General features: G+C 48.3%; 16 protein-coding genes. 3 read left to right on the top strand and 13 right to left on the bottom strand.

Annotated elements, in window-relative coordinates; translation table 11 throughout:
- Nucleotides 1–63: 63 nt before the first annotated feature.
- Nucleotides 64–1,740: a glutamine--tRNA ligase/YqeY domain fusion protein gene (locus PHW04_04260; GenBank protein MDD2715094.1), complete on the bottom strand. Its 1,677-nt coding sequence runs from the start codon at nt 1,738–1,740 to the stop codon at nt 64–66.
- Nucleotides 1,741–1,886: 146 nt separating this feature from the next.
- Between PHW04_04260 and PHW04_04255 the strand changes: the two genes are divergently transcribed.
- Entirely contained in the window at nt 1,887–2,147 is a 261-nt protein-coding gene (locus tag PHW04_04255) for a hypothetical protein (GenBank protein ID MDD2715093.1), read from the top strand.
- Between the two features lie 38 nt (nt 2,148–2,185).
- A complete protein-coding gene (locus PHW04_04250; GenBank protein MDD2715092.1) occupies nt 2,186–3,529 on the top strand; it encodes a 4Fe-4S binding protein in 1,344 nt (447 codons plus the stop codon).
- Here PHW04_04250 and PHW04_04245 read toward each other — a convergent pair.
- The 11 genes from PHW04_04245 to PHW04_04195 form a co-directional block, all read right to left on the bottom strand.
- Entirely contained in the window at nt 3,457–4,095 is a 639-nt protein-coding gene (locus PHW04_04245; protein ID MDD2715091.1) for an ATP-binding cassette domain-containing protein, read from the bottom strand. The two genes, PHW04_04250 and PHW04_04245, sit on opposite strands and share 73 nt — an antisense overlap.
- A gap of 15 nt (nt 4,096–4,110) precedes the next feature.
- Nucleotides 4,111–4,770 (bottom strand): hypothetical protein, encoded by a 660-nt coding sequence (locus tag PHW04_04240; GenBank protein MDD2715090.1) that lies wholly within the window; start codon nt 4,768–4,770, stop codon nt 4,111–4,113.
- Nucleotides 4,771–4,854: 84 nt separating this feature from the next.
- Nucleotides 4,855–5,874 carry an ATP-binding cassette domain-containing protein gene (locus PHW04_04235; GenBank protein ID MDD2715089.1) on the bottom strand — a complete coding sequence of 340 codons (1,020 nt, stop codon included), beginning with the start codon at nt 5,872–5,874 and terminating at the stop codon, nt 4,855–4,857.
- Between the two features lies 1 nt (nt 5,875).
- Entirely contained in the window at nt 5,876–6,658 is a 783-nt protein-coding gene (locus PHW04_04230) for an ABC transporter permease (protein MDD2715088.1), read from the bottom strand.
- A 63-nt stretch (nt 6,659–6,721) separates the two neighbouring features.
- Nucleotides 6,722–7,813 carry an ABC transporter ATP-binding protein gene (locus PHW04_04225; GenBank protein MDD2715087.1) on the bottom strand — a complete coding sequence of 364 codons (1,092 nt, stop codon included), beginning with the start codon at nt 7,811–7,813 and terminating at the stop codon, nt 6,722–6,724.
- On the bottom strand, nt 7,800–8,606 hold the full coding sequence (locus PHW04_04220) for an ABC transporter permease (GenBank protein MDD2715086.1): 807 nt from the start codon (nt 8,604–8,606) through the stop codon (nt 7,800–7,802). Before PHW04_04220 ends, PHW04_04225 begins: the two co-directional genes overlap by 14 nt.
- 30 nt (nt 8,607–8,636) lie before the next feature.
- Entirely contained in the window at nt 8,637–9,374 is a 738-nt protein-coding gene (locus PHW04_04215; GenBank protein ID MDD2715085.1) for an energy-coupling factor transporter transmembrane component T, read from the bottom strand.
- Between the two features lie 9 nt (nt 9,375–9,383).
- Complete coding sequence (locus PHW04_04210; protein ID MDD2715084.1) at nt 9,384–10,028, bottom strand: hypothetical protein; 645 nt, start codon at nt 10,026–10,028, stop codon at nt 9,384–9,386.
- Complete coding sequence (locus PHW04_04205) at nt 10,010–11,344, bottom strand: ATP-binding cassette domain-containing protein (protein ID MDD2715083.1); 1,335 nt, start codon at nt 11,342–11,344, stop codon at nt 10,010–10,012. Before PHW04_04205 ends, PHW04_04210 begins: the two co-directional genes overlap by 19 nt.
- Nucleotides 11,345–11,404: 60 nt before the next feature.
- Nucleotides 11,405–12,556: a hypothetical protein gene (locus PHW04_04200; GenBank protein ID MDD2715082.1), complete on the bottom strand. Its 1,152-nt coding sequence runs from the start codon at nt 12,554–12,556 to the stop codon at nt 11,405–11,407.
- A complete protein-coding gene (locus PHW04_04195; protein ID MDD2715081.1) occupies nt 12,553–13,560 on the bottom strand; it encodes a radical SAM protein in 1,008 nt (335 codons plus the stop codon). The genes PHW04_04200 and PHW04_04195 overlap by 4 nt, the downstream gene beginning before the upstream one ends.
- 204 nt (nt 13,561–13,764) lie before the next feature.
- Between PHW04_04195 and PHW04_04190 the strand changes: the two genes are divergently transcribed.
- Nucleotides 13,765–14,721: an extracellular solute-binding protein gene (locus PHW04_04190; protein MDD2715080.1), complete on the top strand. Its 957-nt coding sequence runs from the start codon at nt 13,765–13,767 to the stop codon at nt 14,719–14,721.
- Nucleotides 14,722–14,745: 24 nt separating this feature from the next.
- Here PHW04_04190 and PHW04_04185 read toward each other — a convergent pair whose 3' ends face one another.
- Nucleotides 14,746–16,023, bottom strand: a complete 1,278-nt coding sequence (locus PHW04_04185) for a PQQ-binding-like beta-propeller repeat protein (protein MDD2715079.1) — start codon at nt 16,021–16,023, stop codon at nt 14,746–14,748.
- Nucleotides 16,024–16,046: the final 23 nt, after the last annotated feature.

The raw sequence follows: 16,046 nt of genomic DNA, 5'->3' as shown, positions 1-16,046 counted from the left end.
TTAATCATACGGTGAGCCGCGCATGGTGAGGGCAACAAAGCAGATCAGAGTTTTTCAACAGCTTTAACCTTTTTTCTCGATCTTGGCCCATGTATCTGTCAGCTGTACTGTTCTGTTGAACACCAGTTTCCCGTCCGCGCGCTCAGGATCCACGCAGAAATAGCCCTGCCTCATGAACTGGAAGCGATCTCCCGGTTTAGCATCCTTCAAGCCCGGCTCCAGCATGCATTGTTTAAGCCTGATCAGTGATTCGGGATTCAGACTGGCTTTATATTCACCTGCGTCCGGATCAGGCACCAGGAAAAGGTTGTCATAGAGATTGACTTCAGCAGAGATGGCATGGCCGGCAGAGACCCAGTGCAGTGTGCCTTTGACCCTGCGGCCATCCGGCGTGCCGCCTCCGCGCGATTCCGGGTCATATGTGCAGCGCAGTTCAGTGATCATGCCGCTGCCGTCTTTGATTACGCTTACGCATTTGATGTAATAGGCATGCTTGAGCCGCACTTCAGCACCCGGAGAAAGCCGGAAATATTTCTTAGGCGGATCTTCCCTGAAATCATCTTCTTCGATATAGATCACTCTGGAAAACGGTACTTTCCTGGTACCTGCGGACGGATCTTCAGGATTATTCTCTGCGTCCAGCATTTCCATCTTGTCTTCGGGATAGTTTTCAATTACTACCTTGATGGGTTTGAGCACAGCCATCACACGGGGGGCACTCTTATTCAGGTCCTCCCGCAGACAGTGCTCGAGCAGGGCATAATCCACTACACTGTTGTTCTTGGCCACACCGATGCGGTCCAGAAAATCACGGATGGCGGCTGGAGTATAACCGCGGCGGCGCAATCCGCAGAGAGTCGGCATGCGCGGGTCGTCCCAGCCGTCCACTATCTTTTCGCGCACCAGTTCCAGAAGTTTTCTCTTGCTCATCACTGTGTAATTGAGATTCAGCCTGGCAAACTCGATCTGCCTGGGATGGTAGATTCCCAGTTCATCCAGGAACCAGTCGTAAAGCGGCCTGTGATCCTCGTATTCCAGCGAACAGAGAGAATGGGTGACTCCCTCGATGGAGTCTTCCAGTCCGTGTGCCCAGTCGTACATGGGATAGATGCACCACTTGCCGCCTGTACGATGATGTTCCTTGTGCAGAATGCGGTACATTACCGGATCGCGCATGTTCAGATTGGGATGCGCCATGTCTATCTTGGCCCGCAGGGTACGGGTTCCATCCTGGAATTCCCCTTCGCGCATGCGGCGGAACAGGTCCAGATTTTCTTCCACAGGCCTGTTGCGCCAAGGGCTGTCTTTGCCCGGCTGGGTCAATGTACCTCGATTCGCGCAGTCTTTGAGTTCCTCAGCGGATAGATCGCAGACATAGGCTTTCCCTTTTTGGATCATCTGCAGAGCCCATTCATACATCTGCTCAAAATAACCGGAAGCGAAATACAGCCTGTCTCCCCAGTCAAATCCCATCCAGCGGATGTCCTGCTGAATGGCATCTACATATTCGGTTTCTTCTTTGGCAGGATTTGTATCGTCAAAGCGCAGGCTGCAGACACCGCCGAATTCTTCGGCAACACCGAAATCGATGCTGAGGGCCTTGGCATGTCCGATGTGGAGGTAACCGTTAGGTTCTGGAGGGAATCTGGTGATTATCTTCTTGTGTTTCCCTGACTCCATGTCCTGCGTCACAATCTCCCGGATAAAATCCTTGGCTCTTTCCCTCTCCATCTCCGCCATGAAAGCCTCCTGCAGCGAAAAACAGCGATTTTTCCATTAATATACCATAACCTTCAAGATCTTCCCAGACCGGTAGTTGCCCTGGAAGAAGAAATGGGCAATATGTAATTGGAAATCGGGGGAGAGAATAAAAGGGGGTTATTAACATGAGCGAGGGGATTCCAAAAGCCTGTCAGTTGAGTGAAGCCGGAAAATTCCTGGGAATACCGGGAAAAACAGTTTCAACTATTATCAAAGCCCATTTCAGGGAATTCTTAGGTAAAATCCTGCAAGATAAAAAAGGACATCAGCTTCTGACTGCTGACGGCATCCGGCTCCTGCGGAAACTACTCCATCACTGCAACCATGCCTGCAATCCGAAATTTTTCAAGCATTACCCAAGGCTCACACCGGCATATTATAAATAACAAAAGCAAAATTTCCCTTGCTCGAATATAATGGAATGATGCCTGTGTTCCTGTTTTTTTTTCTGATTTTCTCCAGCCTGGTCTCAGCCAATGCGGTTATTTCTGATAAATTGACTTCAGTAGAGATCGATTACTTCGGTACAGCAGATTTTGTCCTGTCTCAAACTCCTGTCCCTCATTGGACGGTGTTAAAAAAGGGCTTTTTCAAGCGCGAACTGGGAATACTCCTGGAGAGCAGTGAGTTATGCCCTGAAATCAAGGGCTTTGCCGGACATGTCCCACTGATTGTATTAATAGCCGACAACAGGGTGGAACGTGTTTTTGTTCTGCCTAACAATGAGACTCCTGAATATTTTTCCCGGTTGCTGGCTGAGAGTTATCCGAGTAAATTTTCGGGGAAAACGACTGATTCATTGGAAATGGGGGACCTCGACACTGTAGCAGGAGCAACATTTTCCTCAAAAGGGGTCAGAGACGAAATCGCTGCAGTCTGCAGGATTTATCGTGAAAAATTCGCAGGCGGCGCTTTCAGGCCGCTGAGACATCCCAAAATGAAATGGGCTGATCTCAAGCCAATACTTACCTGGATTGTCCTCTGGATCAGCCTTTATTCGTTTTTTAAAAGGCCTGGTCCGGACAGACGGCTGCTTCTCGCTGCCAACACCCTGGTCCTTGGTTTATGGGGTAATCTTCAGCTTTCAATGCCCGGCATCCTGCTGCTGATCCCGCTTCTGAAGCAAGGCCCGGGTTTTCCCTGGATTTTTTTCCTGCTGAGCCTGCTCGCCTCAATTCCGGCCGGCAGATTTTACTGCGGGTATCTCTGCCCGTTTGGCATGACCCAGGAACTTATTTTCAATTTCAGCCCCTTTAAAACAGCTGTTAAGATTCCAGCCGGAATTGATCGTCAGGCAAGATTGATCCGTTTCGGCCTGCTGATTGCCTCAATCTTAGCTTATTTCAGACTGGCAAATCCGTTTTTTCTCAACTGGGAGCCGCTTAACTTTTTCTTCACCTTCAATTTTCCCGGCAGACTGTCTCTGGCCCTGAGCCTGCTGCTCCTCTGCTGCGGGCTTTTTATCAGCAGGGTTTACTGTCGATGGCTGTGCCCTACCGGCGCTTTAATCTCGCTGCTCAAGTTATTCTGCATCAACAAAATCCGGATTACTTCTCCCTGCAGAACATGCAATGCCTGCAGCAAGACCTGCCCCACGAATGCGATAGAGTGCGGGATGGATTATAAAATTCATCAGCTGGACTGCATAGACTGCAACCAGTGCCTTGATAAATGCGGAAAATTATCCAGAAGATTTCAGGAAACCATTTCCCCGTCTTTGAGTGTAATCGTCCTGTCAGCCAGTTCCCTGATTTTGTCGTCTCTGTGACTGATGTAGATGATTGTTTTGTGCTGTTCTCTTTTCAGGTGGGCCACAATCCTGTTAAGCACGGCTACGCTGTCGTTATCCAGCATATGAGTGGGTTCGTCGAAAAAAAGTATCTCCGGGTCAACTGCAAGGGTTCTCGCCAGTGCCAGTTTCTGACGCTCCCCTCCAGACAGGAGAGCAACATTCGTCCGTGACAGGAGATCCCGAAGCTCGATCAGATTATCGAGGAATGCAATTTTTTCATCGATTTCCCGTTTCCCTTTATGCTGAATCCTCAACCCGTAACAGATATTTTCCCTGGCCGAGAGATGGGGGAAAAGCCAGAGATCCTGGTAAACAAATCCGATTCCCCGCATTTCCGGTTGCTGATCAAGCATATCCCTGCCATTGATGCAAATTCTTCCCTCATCCGGTTTCCAGAATCCGGCAATCGTTTCCAGAAGCAGGGTCTTCCCGGCACCATTATGACCGGACAGAAGCAGAAATTCCCCGCTCTGGAGTTCGAAATTTATCCTCTTCAGGCTGAATTTGCCGAAACTGCGGGAAAGATTCTCGATTCTGATCAAAAGCAGGCACCTCCGCTAATACCAGCTGTTCTTTTCAAAATATTCACTCAAGTCTTTTTTGAGCTGCACTTTCATCTTTTCTTTCCATTCGATGAATTCTTTCCGGTGAGTATCGTCGAAATTGTTGTAAAGTTCACTGATCCGCTTCTGAAATTCCTGTACAGAGGGAGGCAGATTTTTCAGCCAGGTGATGTCTGAGATGGTTTCTTTCAGTAACGCCTTGTCACCATTCACGGCTGAGTTTTTAGCGGCATCCAGGAAATTGTAGTGGAAAAACAGCAGAAGTTCAATCTTGATCTCAGCCATGTCTGAAAGGGCCACTTCAACACTTCCCGAGCGGATCTGTTTCCTCACATCGCTGATCCGTCTTTGAAAATCGTTCAATGCCTTGATCCATTCTTCCCTGCCGAGGTTCGCAGGAATCATGTTCAGCCAATTCTCCAGCCTGGTCTGGAACTGGACCCAGATCAGTGAAATACCGTCCCAGCGGGTTTTCAGAGTTTCTGTTTCCCCTGTGCCGGTATCCTCGAACTTGTTGATCTCAGCCACGAGCCCGAAAAAGAGTTTTGACGAGGCCCGTTTGATATCATTGTATGTGGAATCCTTGAGAGTAAAGGCCGGACAGGCGAAAACTGCACTGAATCCTAAAAGGCAGATCAGGACCGATAATTTCATCAATACCTCCTGAGTATCTATTACCCGGCATCCTGCCTTTTGTTGCACAACCGGATGAGCGGACCTTCAGCTGGATCCGAAGTGTCAGATAAAATGAATCGCTTCATCCGGGAACTGCACGAAAACCTTGCCTGAACAATATTCAGCAGGGTCATGGTACAGTCTGACTGTCAATTCCATCCCAAGATCGATCTTGACTATCCATTGCTTGCCGCTTTTTCTGATTGCTTTTACAGTTCCCGGATATCTGGATCCGTCAGTACTCTGCTCCCGATAGAGCCTCGGCAATTCTGAATGAATGCAGCAATACTTGAAGTTTCTGTCCGGGAAATCAACCAAAAAGGCAAATCCCTCACTGAGAGCTACCCCGCCTCCTCCTTTTCCTGTGACCCGGTAGATGTTTTCAATGCCGAAAAACTGAGCTGCCTCAATGGTGGCAGGTTTGAGAACCACTGCACCGGTTTCGCCTGTCTGGACCAGTTTCCCGTTCAGCAGGAGTCCGATCCTGTCGCCAAGATACAAAGCTTCTTCCAGATCGTGACTGACGTGAAGCGTCACATGATTGAACTCACTCTTCAGCGAAAGCAGCAGGTCCATCATTCCACGCTTGGACATGATATCCAGCGAATTCAGCGGTTCATCCATGATCAGCAACTTTGGTTTCACCGCGACTGCCCTGGCCAGGGCCACTCTCTGGCGCTCACCTCCGGAAAGCTCTTCCATCCTGCGCCTGGCTAATTGCGGGATCCCGATTTTTTCCAGTATCCCGTTGACGGTCCTGTTAATTTCCGCTTGAGAGACTCTTCTGCAGCGGAGTCCGTAAGCCACATTTTCAAAAACATCCAGATGGCGGAACAGGCAGTGTTCCTGATGGACTAGAGAAATTCCTCTTTCTTCGGGCTTCAGGCAGGTGATTTCACGCTGATACAGTTCAACCCTGCCGGCATCCATTGCCCTGAATCCTGTCAGGCATTCGCAGAGCAGAGTTTTTCCGGCTCCGGACGGACCCATCAGCACAAAATATGTGGAGCCCTGGATTTCAAGCTCATCCACTGCCAGGCTGAAATCAGAGAGAGAAGAAGTCAGGCCGCTTACTCTAAGCATATCATTTCCCGCCGATCGTCAATCTTCTCATCGCATAGAACACGAAAGAGAGCAGGACCAGGATGACGGCAGGAGTCTTGGCTGATTCCATGCCTGAGGAGAGAAAACGGTCGTAAGCCAGAACCGGAATTGTTTTAGGATTATACGCTATCAATACCACTGTCCCGAAGATCCCGATGCTCCTGCCCAGCATCAGTATGAATCCTGTAAACACCTGTGGTGCGGAAAGCGGAAGTATTACGGTCATGAATGCTCTAAAACCTGACGCTCCAAGGCATCTCGCAGTTTTAACCACTCTGGAGTCGATCTCCTGGAAGGCAGCCAGACTTGTTTTTACGATGAAAGGCACACCGACGAAGTACATGCCTGCGATGATGCCGTAAATCGAACTGATGAAATGGATCCCGATTCTGGAAAAGGCATTTCCGACAACGAAGTCTGGAGAAAGAAAACAGACCAGAGAAATTCCTGCAATCACTGGCGGAAGTATGATTGGAATTTCAATCAAAGGTTCAACGATCGTCCTGACTTTCCGGGAGGATATCGAGAGGACATAAGCCATGGGAATGCCAGTCAGCACTCCAAAAATCGACGAAACAAACCCTGAAAACAAGGTGAGTCTCAAGGACTCCCAGATTTCAGGATCAAAGGCGTCCTGATAGAAAAAAGCAGGTTTTAAGGAGACAAACAGAGCCATCACCGGACCGGCCAGAAAAAAAATCGCCAGAAAGGTGAAAAACCAGCAGAAAACTTCAAAACGGTCCAGATCTGAGATTGCCTTCATATCTTATATATCGCAGATCTGTAATGAAATGACAAGGTAAAAGGAAAAGAGATCAGCTTGAATTTACTGGGGATAATATTTGACAGCAGTTGCCTTGATGCTTACCCAGACTTTCGCCCCATTGGAAAGATGCATTTCTTCTCTGGCGCTCCTTGTGATCAGAGCAGAAATCCTGAATCCCGCCTCCACCATCACTTCGATTCCTGACAGAACCGGAGCGATGTCGATGATCACACCTTCAAAGACATTTCTGGCGCTGGAGTCAGGTCTGTTACTGGAAAGCGTGACCTCACTGGAAGCGATCATGATAAAACCAGGCCCATCACATTCCACTGTGGTAAGATGAATTGTCTTTCCGCAGGTCTGGAATTCCCTTATTTCACTGCTTTGGCCCTTAAGCTCCCCGTGATAAAAATTCCTGATTCCCACGAATCTGGCTACAAAGGCGGATCTGGGATGCAGGAAAACCTCTTCCGGCAGATCGGTCTGGATGATTCTCCCTTCATCCATCACTGCGATCCTCTGAGCCAGAGAAACTGCTTCCTCATAATCATGTGTGACATGCACGATTGTATTACCAGCCTGATGAATTTTCCGCAGAATCCGCCGCAGCTCGCTGCGGGAGCCGGGGTCAAGCGCTGACAGGGGTTCATCCAGCAGCAGGCAGCGGGGCTTTATCGCCAGGACTCTCGCTAAAGCCACTCTCTGGCGTTCGCCGCCTGATAATGACTCAGGCAGGCGGTCCAGCAGAGTTGAAACACCCAGCTGATCAGCGAGTTCTGCCACTGTTCTGCCTGTCTCTTCACGGGGCTGGTGACGGCTGTTCAAACCATAGGCAATATTCTGCTTCACAGTCAGATGCGGAAACAGCATCTGATCCTGATATACCATTCCGATCCTGCGCTCCTGGATTCCAGTGTTTGTGATTTCGCAATCATCCAGGAAAATCCGTCCGGAATCAGGGGTGCTGAGTCCTGTGATCAATTCCAGCAGGACAGTTTTTCCTACCCCTGACGGTCCGAGAAGAATGAAATATTCACCTTCCTGTATTTCAAAGGAAACATTGTCCAGAAAAAAATCCGGGAATTTTTTAGAAAGCTTTTCAACCTTCAGCAGGGCGCATTTTGCACAATGATTTGGATTAAGTGTCTCCATCTTTTTCCCTCGAAATCAGTCTCAGCAGTATGAAGAATACCAGGCAGATCATGATAAAAAGCACAGCCACAGGCCGGGCGTATTTCAGGCCGAAAGCTCCAAATCTTTCGTAGATCAGGATCGGAGTGATCATGGGGTGATAGGTGATGATCACTACCGCGCCGAATTCGCTCATGCCGCGGCCGAACATCAGAATCAGGCCGGAAATGATGGACCTCAGCGCCAGTGGCAGTGCGATGGTAAAAAACACTCGAAGCCTCGATGCGCCAAGGTTTAGAGCAGCTTTTTCCAGCCGCTCCGGAACAGCCGCAAAACCGTCGCGTGCCGCATTGATTAGAAAAGGAAGGCTCACAAAAGCCATCGCCATCATAATTCCAAGCGCTCCGCCCACGAACTGCAGGCCGAAAAACCCGGCGGTTTTCCCAAGCAGAGTGTCCCGCGTGAGCATGCCGAGCAGGGCGATACCTGCAGCTGAATGGGGTATCACTACAGGCATTTCAATGATTCCAGTCACCAGCCGTTTCAACGGAAATTTGAATCTGGCCAGCAGATAGGCGAGCGGGATCGCCGGAATCGCAAAGATCAGGGTAGCTGCCATGGATGAAAATACCGTCAGAAAGATGCTGCTCTGCACTTCAGAATCGATCAGCGCTCCATTTAAATCTGCAGGAGATACATTCCAGAACATCCCTGCGAGCGGTGCCACGACGAACAGCAGTACAATCCCTCCCAGCAGGGAAAACATCAGGTAAAAAGGATCGATTGTTTTAGGCCGCATTTCGTTTTTCTCCATGCTAATTATAGCACTTCAGGTTTTAGGTCTTCACGGTGTATAGGTAAAGTGAGCGATTGGGGGAAGCTTATCCCAGCCAAGAGTCAGAGCAGAGAGATTCACTGCCAGCAGGAACAGGATCAGAGTCAGATTCCATTTGTCAGGTGTAAGCGGTTTTCGCTTGATCGGAAAACCATGCTGAAATCCGCGGGCATAGGCTGATTTATAAATATCCTCGGCATGGACAAGGCTGTAGGTCAAAAGAACATAGGGAAATCGAACAATCATTCTCATGATCTCAAATTTACCGAAAGCATTGGTCTTCAGATACCAGTAAAATTCCTCGAATGTGGATTGCAGCACAGGCAGCAGGTTGAATGCGACTCCGAACATCAGCCCGGATTTCTGAGGCCCGAATTTCAGCATCAGATTCATCCAGTCAGTGCGGTCGCTTTTTTGAATCATGGTCAGCACCATCACCAGAAATGTCAGCATCCTCACTGTCATCATGAAAGCCTGAACAATTGCTGTCCGTCCGACTCTGAGCCAGCCGGACTGAAACAAATAGGGCGGTTCAGATGTCAGCAGAATATAGAACAGGGAAAAAATCAACAATGGAATAATCAGACCTTTATTGAGCACTTTCCAGATTCTTTCCCTGATCAGGTACCAGGAAAAAAACCAGTAAATGCCTGACAGGCAGAGAGCGTGCATGACATTCTCAAATCTTCCCAGCAGGATCAGGGAAAAAATCAGAGCCAGAGAGCTAAATGGATGCAGCTTTTTCATGAGAGCCTCTTACAAAATGTTGATATCATGCTCTGTCTCGGGTGAACATTTTGTTAGAGGCACACCTGAGAACCTCGTAAAGCGTTTGATCAGCCGGTCGCTTGAGCGCACGGCTATGCTTACAAAAACCAGAGCCAGCATCGATTCAAAGATCAGATAGACCACCACAGGGTCCATGCCTTGAGGCATGTAGGAGGTAAAAAATTCAGCCTGACTTCTGTACATTTTATACACCTGTTCCCACTTCATGCCTGAAAACAGCATCATCCCTATAATAAAAAAAGAGGAACAGACAAAGCCAGTGTAAATTCCTCCGAAAATAGTTAACAGCAAGCTCCGCTTCCGCAGAAAATGGCAGATGAATTCCCAGCCGATGGCTTCCAGATAAATCGCCAGCATGATGTTGGCGATCATGGCATTGGCTGCCAGCAGCTTGATGGCTACTGCTATCAGACCGGCCAGCAGAATGCTGCCAAAGCGAGGCACCAGGCGCTTCAGAGTCAGCATCACGAAAAATCCCAGCGAAGCGAGGAGAATCCCCCGGTAAGGGACCCGGAAATTATGCAACACCATGCCCAGGGTCAGTTCCAGAAAACCCCAGACTCCGCCCATTACACCGATCAGGACAGTTTCTCTCAGCGTGAATCTGAACATATTTTTTTCTCCTTTATCTCCCAGACCGTATCCGCGTATGAACCAAGCCAGTCTTCATGGCTCACCAGTATCAGCGCCATTCCTTGGGCTACCATTCTATCCAGAACGCCCATCATGGCGGTCAGGCTTTGAAAATCCTGGCCTGAGGCAGGCTCATCCAGGATCAGCACATCAGGCCGCGAAAGCAGCGCCAGAAATAGAAAAACCCTTTGAGATTCACCCCTTGACAGGTACAAGGGATCCCGCTCAAGCAGATGTTTCAGCCCGAGCGTTTCAATCAGATCATCACTGTTCAGGCTGTTGATGTTCCTTTTTTTTATAAACTCAATTTCCTCAGCGAATGTGTCACACTGAGCGAAATAACGGAAATTCTGCGGAAGATAACCGAATTTTAATCCGGGTTTCCTGCAAATCGTGCCGGCGGATTGCTTTATCCGACCCAGAATCAGGTTGATCAGGGTAGTCTTGCCTGTCCCATTCAGTCCGGAGAGATGAATCCATTGTCCCCTTTTCAGCTCAAGATTGACATCCTGAAAAAGCTGATTGCCGTTTTCAAAACAGATCCCGAAAGACTCAAGCTTGATTACAGATTCTCCCTGCTCACGATTGCCAGCCGAACCCGCATGCTGATCAGGATAAAGCCCGAATCGCTCAATCAGAGCGGAATTGATCGTATTTCCATTCCAGACGCAAGAAGATACTACCCCACCTTTTTCCAGTCCCAGAAAATGACCTTGCTGACCCTTGATTTCGCGTGTTTTATGGTCTGTGATCATCATCGTTCCGCCCTGGATTTGGAATTCCCTGAAAATTCCGAGCGCCAGATCGCTGCCCAGCGAATCCAGATGAGCGGTAGGTTCATCCAGCAGTAAAAGGTCAGGCCGTGAAATAAGAGCAATGCCAAGGATCAGTCTCTGTTTTTCACCAGCCGAGAGTGTGCGCACCGGAAGCTCCAGTTTATCTTTCAGTCCGATTTTCTCAGCCCAAGTCGTGAGAGCCTGAGTGGAATCTTCACCGCCCTGCTGGATCAGGCTGTGGGAAAGTTCATTGGCAACTGTGTCATAGAAAAAAGGAGAATCAATGTTCTGCAATACTACAAAGCTCTTTTTATAGCTGTTTTCCGTTGATTCCGCTTCAAAGCGTGCCTGTGGATAGCAAGTCGAAAGGCCACCCAGATATTCCAGCAACGTGGTTTTGCCGCTGCCGTTCCTGCCTGCCAGATACCAGAAATCACCTGGTTGGACTTCCAGTTCAGAAATCTCCAGATTCCTGGTTTTTCCATCAAGATAAAGAGATAAATTTTTTAACTTGATCATCTTTGTCCATTTCAGATTATTAAGTATTCAAACCGGATTTTCATTTCTAATTAAGGCTGCTCAATGGTTTTCCTGCTGAATTTCAGCTGTCCTGTGGATCACGCCCATGCACCCTTGATTGTAAAGATTGCGGGCAAAGCATTCCACGCAGATGTCAGCTCCAAATACCATATGCGTATGCATGCTGTGATTTCCCACAGCAATGCTTCTGAAGCCGGAGTCTTCAGCAATCGTGCCGGCCGGGATTTTCTTGAAGTAGCCGGAAAATGGAAATTCCTTGTTATCGTTTTCTTCCAGATAATTGTATCCATTGGGAAAAGCAAAGACCTGCTGTGTGCCTGTAGACATTGTGAGCAGCTGATTTTCACCTGGTTCATAATAATACCAGCCCATCGAGTTTTTAGATGCTGAATATGGCGTCCTGAAATCCTGCTCCCCGATTCCCTCCAGAATGATCAAAGCTATTTTATGGTCTTTCAGATTGTCCCTTACCAGTTTGCGCAGACCGGTAATTGTTTCAACATTTCCAAGCGGGGTTGCCACAGGAATCTGATAAGAGATGCCCGGTACTCGGTAAATTTTACGTCCAGGAGTGCCTGAAGTTCTGAAAGTAAAACCTTCTTTTGCCACCAGAAGATACTCAGGAATACGCTCCAGAATGCATTCGGCTCCGGGGAAAAGATCAATCAATTCCTGTCTGGCTGCAATGCGTTCAATCTCAGGTAGAGTTGACAAGTATGCCAGATCTTTTGGAGTCGGTTTATGCAGGCCTGCATAACGCGCAGACCAGTTGCCGGAAATAGCCAGCCCATCCAGTCCGTTGAGGTCCAGTTCGGCTATGTGCTCAGTCAGATTGCCTGTGCCGACTATGACAGGTGTGTATCCGGATTGTGCGAGCATAAATTCAACTTCACTGAAAACTTCTTCCAGCAGGCGGATTCTTTCCGTTTCAGACAAGGGATTGAAGCGGCTGATAAAATACTGCCTGCTGTACATCAGGCAGACCAGCTGCGGATGATATTGTCCGATCAGGTCCAGAGCAGTTTCGCTGACCCAGCGGTTGCTCAATTGATCCACATCCCCTGGATAATGGTGCCTCTGCAGCACCCCGCGCAATATTTCCGTAGAATAGTTTTCCACCTGAATTTTTTCCCCTGTCTTCAGGTCAAGCATGTTCTGCCATTCTCTTGCATCAACAATCACTATGCTCATGTTGCCTCCTTAACATCAGTTTGATACGGCCTGCCGTGAATTTTTATCCTGCGTCCGCAGGATGGGCATTGATTGCCTTCTTTGCACAAAAACTTGTCCATCCTGTCGCCTCCGCAACCCAAACTGAAGCGTTCAATCACTCTGGTGCCACAATCCGGACAAACCGTATTGACCCAGTCCGAACCTACAAAATTGTGGAAATACACATATGACAGTTTTTTACGTGCTGTCTGAAGCAACTGATTGATCCTTTCAATACTGGGATATGCAACACTTTTCATCTCATGTTCAGGCAGGAGTCGGAAAACATGCCATGGAATATCCGGATCAATGCCTGCTATAAATTCTGAAATTGCACCCAGCTCAGAATCATTGACACCCTCAATCACGGGTGTAGTTACTTCAATGTGCCTGATTTTTGCAAGCCTGCTGATGTTTCGCAGGATGGGATCAATGCTTCCAATTCCAATGTAATTGCGATGAAATTCCGCAGAAAAGCCTTTAAGGCCTATATTGAGAAAGGAAAAAATCGCTGCCAGTATCTCAGTCGACTCCTCAGTGGTATAGGCATTGGTGAGGCAACCCATCGGCAGGCCGGCCTGGTCTGCATTTTGTTTCAGCTTCAACAAGCTCTGCAGCGACATTGCCGGCTCATTCACATTAAAGACGATGTTCTGGCACCCGTGTTTCAAGGCCATGCGGATCAGTTCTTCAGGAGCCATTCCGTTCATTTCAGCTTTGAATTCTAAAGGGTCACGACGGGCGACATGGGCATTTGAACAATAACGGCAGCTGAAATTGCAGCCATATGTTCCGATGGTCAGAGTCCGGCTGTCAGGATGGGCGTGATAAAAAGGCATGGACTCCATCCTTGAAACCGAACAAGCGCTCCACTGCATGGGAAAACGCTCTTTGACTGCTCCCTGTTCTTCGCGGTACATCCTGCACACGCCGGCTTGCCCTGCGCTGAGATCACAACGCCATTCGCAATAATTACATCTCATCCATTCACTCCGTTCAGCGGCTGTTCCATGAACATCTTAAATTTATCGTTATCGAGTTTCACAGCAAACCGTTCTATAATATATTATATAACGAAGGGCCGATAATTGTTACAATGACTTATTCCCTCAGCGAGCATGGTTGCTGTAACAGATAATTTCCGAGCGCAGTATAATAGGATATAATAAGAGGCTCAGACAAAACGAATGAAACATCTGCACACCCGTTTTTTGACTTTCCTGATTCTTGCGCTGCTCACCGGCTGCGGCAGTCCAGAACCGTCTCTGACCATTTTCTATGCCGGAAGTCTGGCCAGGCCGATGAAAGACCTTGTCGAGAAGTTCCAGCTGGAAAACCCAGGTCTCAAAGTCAACACTGAAGCTTCCGGCAGCCGCGCCTGCTGCTGGAAAGTGCTTCAACTCAAAAGGAAGGCAGATCTCATCCTCTCCGCCGATTACCTGGTGATCGAAGATCTGCTGATGCCGAACGAATCTGACTGGTACGTTATTTTTGCCGGCAACCGGATGGTGATCGCATATACCGAACATTCAAAATTCGGTTCAGAGATAACTGAGCAAAACTGGCTGTCAGTTCTCACATCTGCGGAAATCAAAGTCGGACACTCGGATCAGAATCTTGACCCTGACGGATATAGAGCTATTCTCTGCTGGAAGCTTGCGGACAATTACTATAAAGAACAGGTCAAAGGAAAACTATCAGAAGCGCTTTCCCGGAACTGTCCTGCCGCCAATATCAGACCGATGAGTATCGAACTTGTAGCGCTTCTTCAGAATTACGCATTGGATTATGCCTTCTTGTATGAATCAATAGCCATGCAGCACAAGCTGAAATATCTGAATCTGCCGGATGAGATCAATCTTGGTTCTTCTAAATTCAATGAATTCTATGCCTGCGCAACGATTGAAATCACCGGAAAAACTCCAGACACAATTTCAATCATGAAAGGTACTGAGATCAGCTATGCCGCCACAATTCCCAAAAGTGCCTCCAACCCAAAACTGGCCCTGATGTTCATGGAATTTTTATTGTCTGATGAGGGAAAACAGATCATCGAACGCAATCATCAGAACCCTTTCAGACCCTGCATTCCAAGCGATAAAACGAAAATCCCGGCTGAACTTCTGAAATACTGCGGAGACTGATGGAACCGGAAGGGGCCGTCCGGATCATTCCCCGAATGCATAAACCTTTCCGTCATACCAGGGAACTACCAGCAGACCCCTGCCGTTAGTTCTGCAGACAAGAGGTGATGGCCAGAGAGTCTGCCCCCTGGTATCGTATGACCAGAGCTTGCCCCCGAGGCTGAATTCCCATAGTTTATCTCCTGTTTTCAGGTCCAGCAGGTAGAGCAGGTTGTCTAAAGATGCGACCAGCACAACCTGCCTGTTTTTGTATTTGAAAATCACCGGGGAAGAGGAATTGTACTTTCCGCAGCGGAATTTCCAGAGAATTTTTCCGCCGTCCGTCTCGATGGCATAGATGTTTCTGTCGAAATCAGGAACTATCACTGTTTTGCTGCTTTGATCCAGACTGCCGGGATAGACGATGTTCATGCCCAGCTTGTCTTTCCACTTTTCCTTCCCTTTGACTGCGTCGATCGCATAATAAACCCCGAACATTGTGCCGAAATAAACCTTAGTCCCCAGTTCCGAAACTACCGGTGCAGAGGTTATCTGCAATGATGTAGTGAATTTCCAGAGGACTTCTCCGGAATCCTGCGACAGGCAGAAAAGGTTTCCATCCGCTGAAGTCACAAAAAGTTTGTCCTGTCCATTGATTACAGCTGAAACAGGGGAAAAAACATTCATCATTCCCAGAGTCTTTCTCCAGATTATTACACCTGTTGAAGGTTCCAGGCTGAGAACTTCGCTTTTCTGCACTGGTTTGAACATCTTTTTGTCCGAATACCAGATAGTCAGGATGATTCTTTGCATTCCTCCGGACTCCGCCAATACCGGTGAAGATGTCACTGCGTCATATACTGTAAAACTCCAGGGATAAATCTCGCGAGTCCAGGCCGGTTTTCCGCTTAAAGCATCCAGGCAGTAAACCACCCTGTCTGTAGACACGGCCAGCACAAAAGCTTTGCCGTTTAACCTGAAATAAAGCGGACTGGAATTGATCGCAGCTCCGGTAGTATAGCGCCAGATTTCCCTGCCGTCTTTTGCATCAATGCAATAGAGATTATGATCATAGGAGCCGATGAATATCCGCAGGTTTCCATCCGGATTGCCTGCAACTGCCGACTCGGACCAGACGCTCATTTTCTGCCTGTATTCCCAGACATGGGAATCGAGGGTGAAAGTCCAGAGCTGATTGAGGCTGTTCAAATTGAGGTCTGAACAATAGCTCCGCCCTGAGTCTCCGCCGGCCATCACCCATTCCAGATTGGTCTCTGAAGTCGCAAAGGCGGTGTGATCTGCCGTGATCAAAAAGAAAAGCAATGAAAAAAGACAGCAAAGCGGCT

The sequence above is a fragment of the Candidatus Wallbacteria bacterium genome, assembly GCA_028687545.1.
Taxonomy (GTDB): Bacteria; Muiribacteriota; JAQTZZ01; order JAQTZZ01; family JAQTZZ01; genus JAQTZZ01.
Note: the sequence above shows the minus strand (reverse complement) of the source record. Positions and strands in the feature narration are given on the sequence as shown.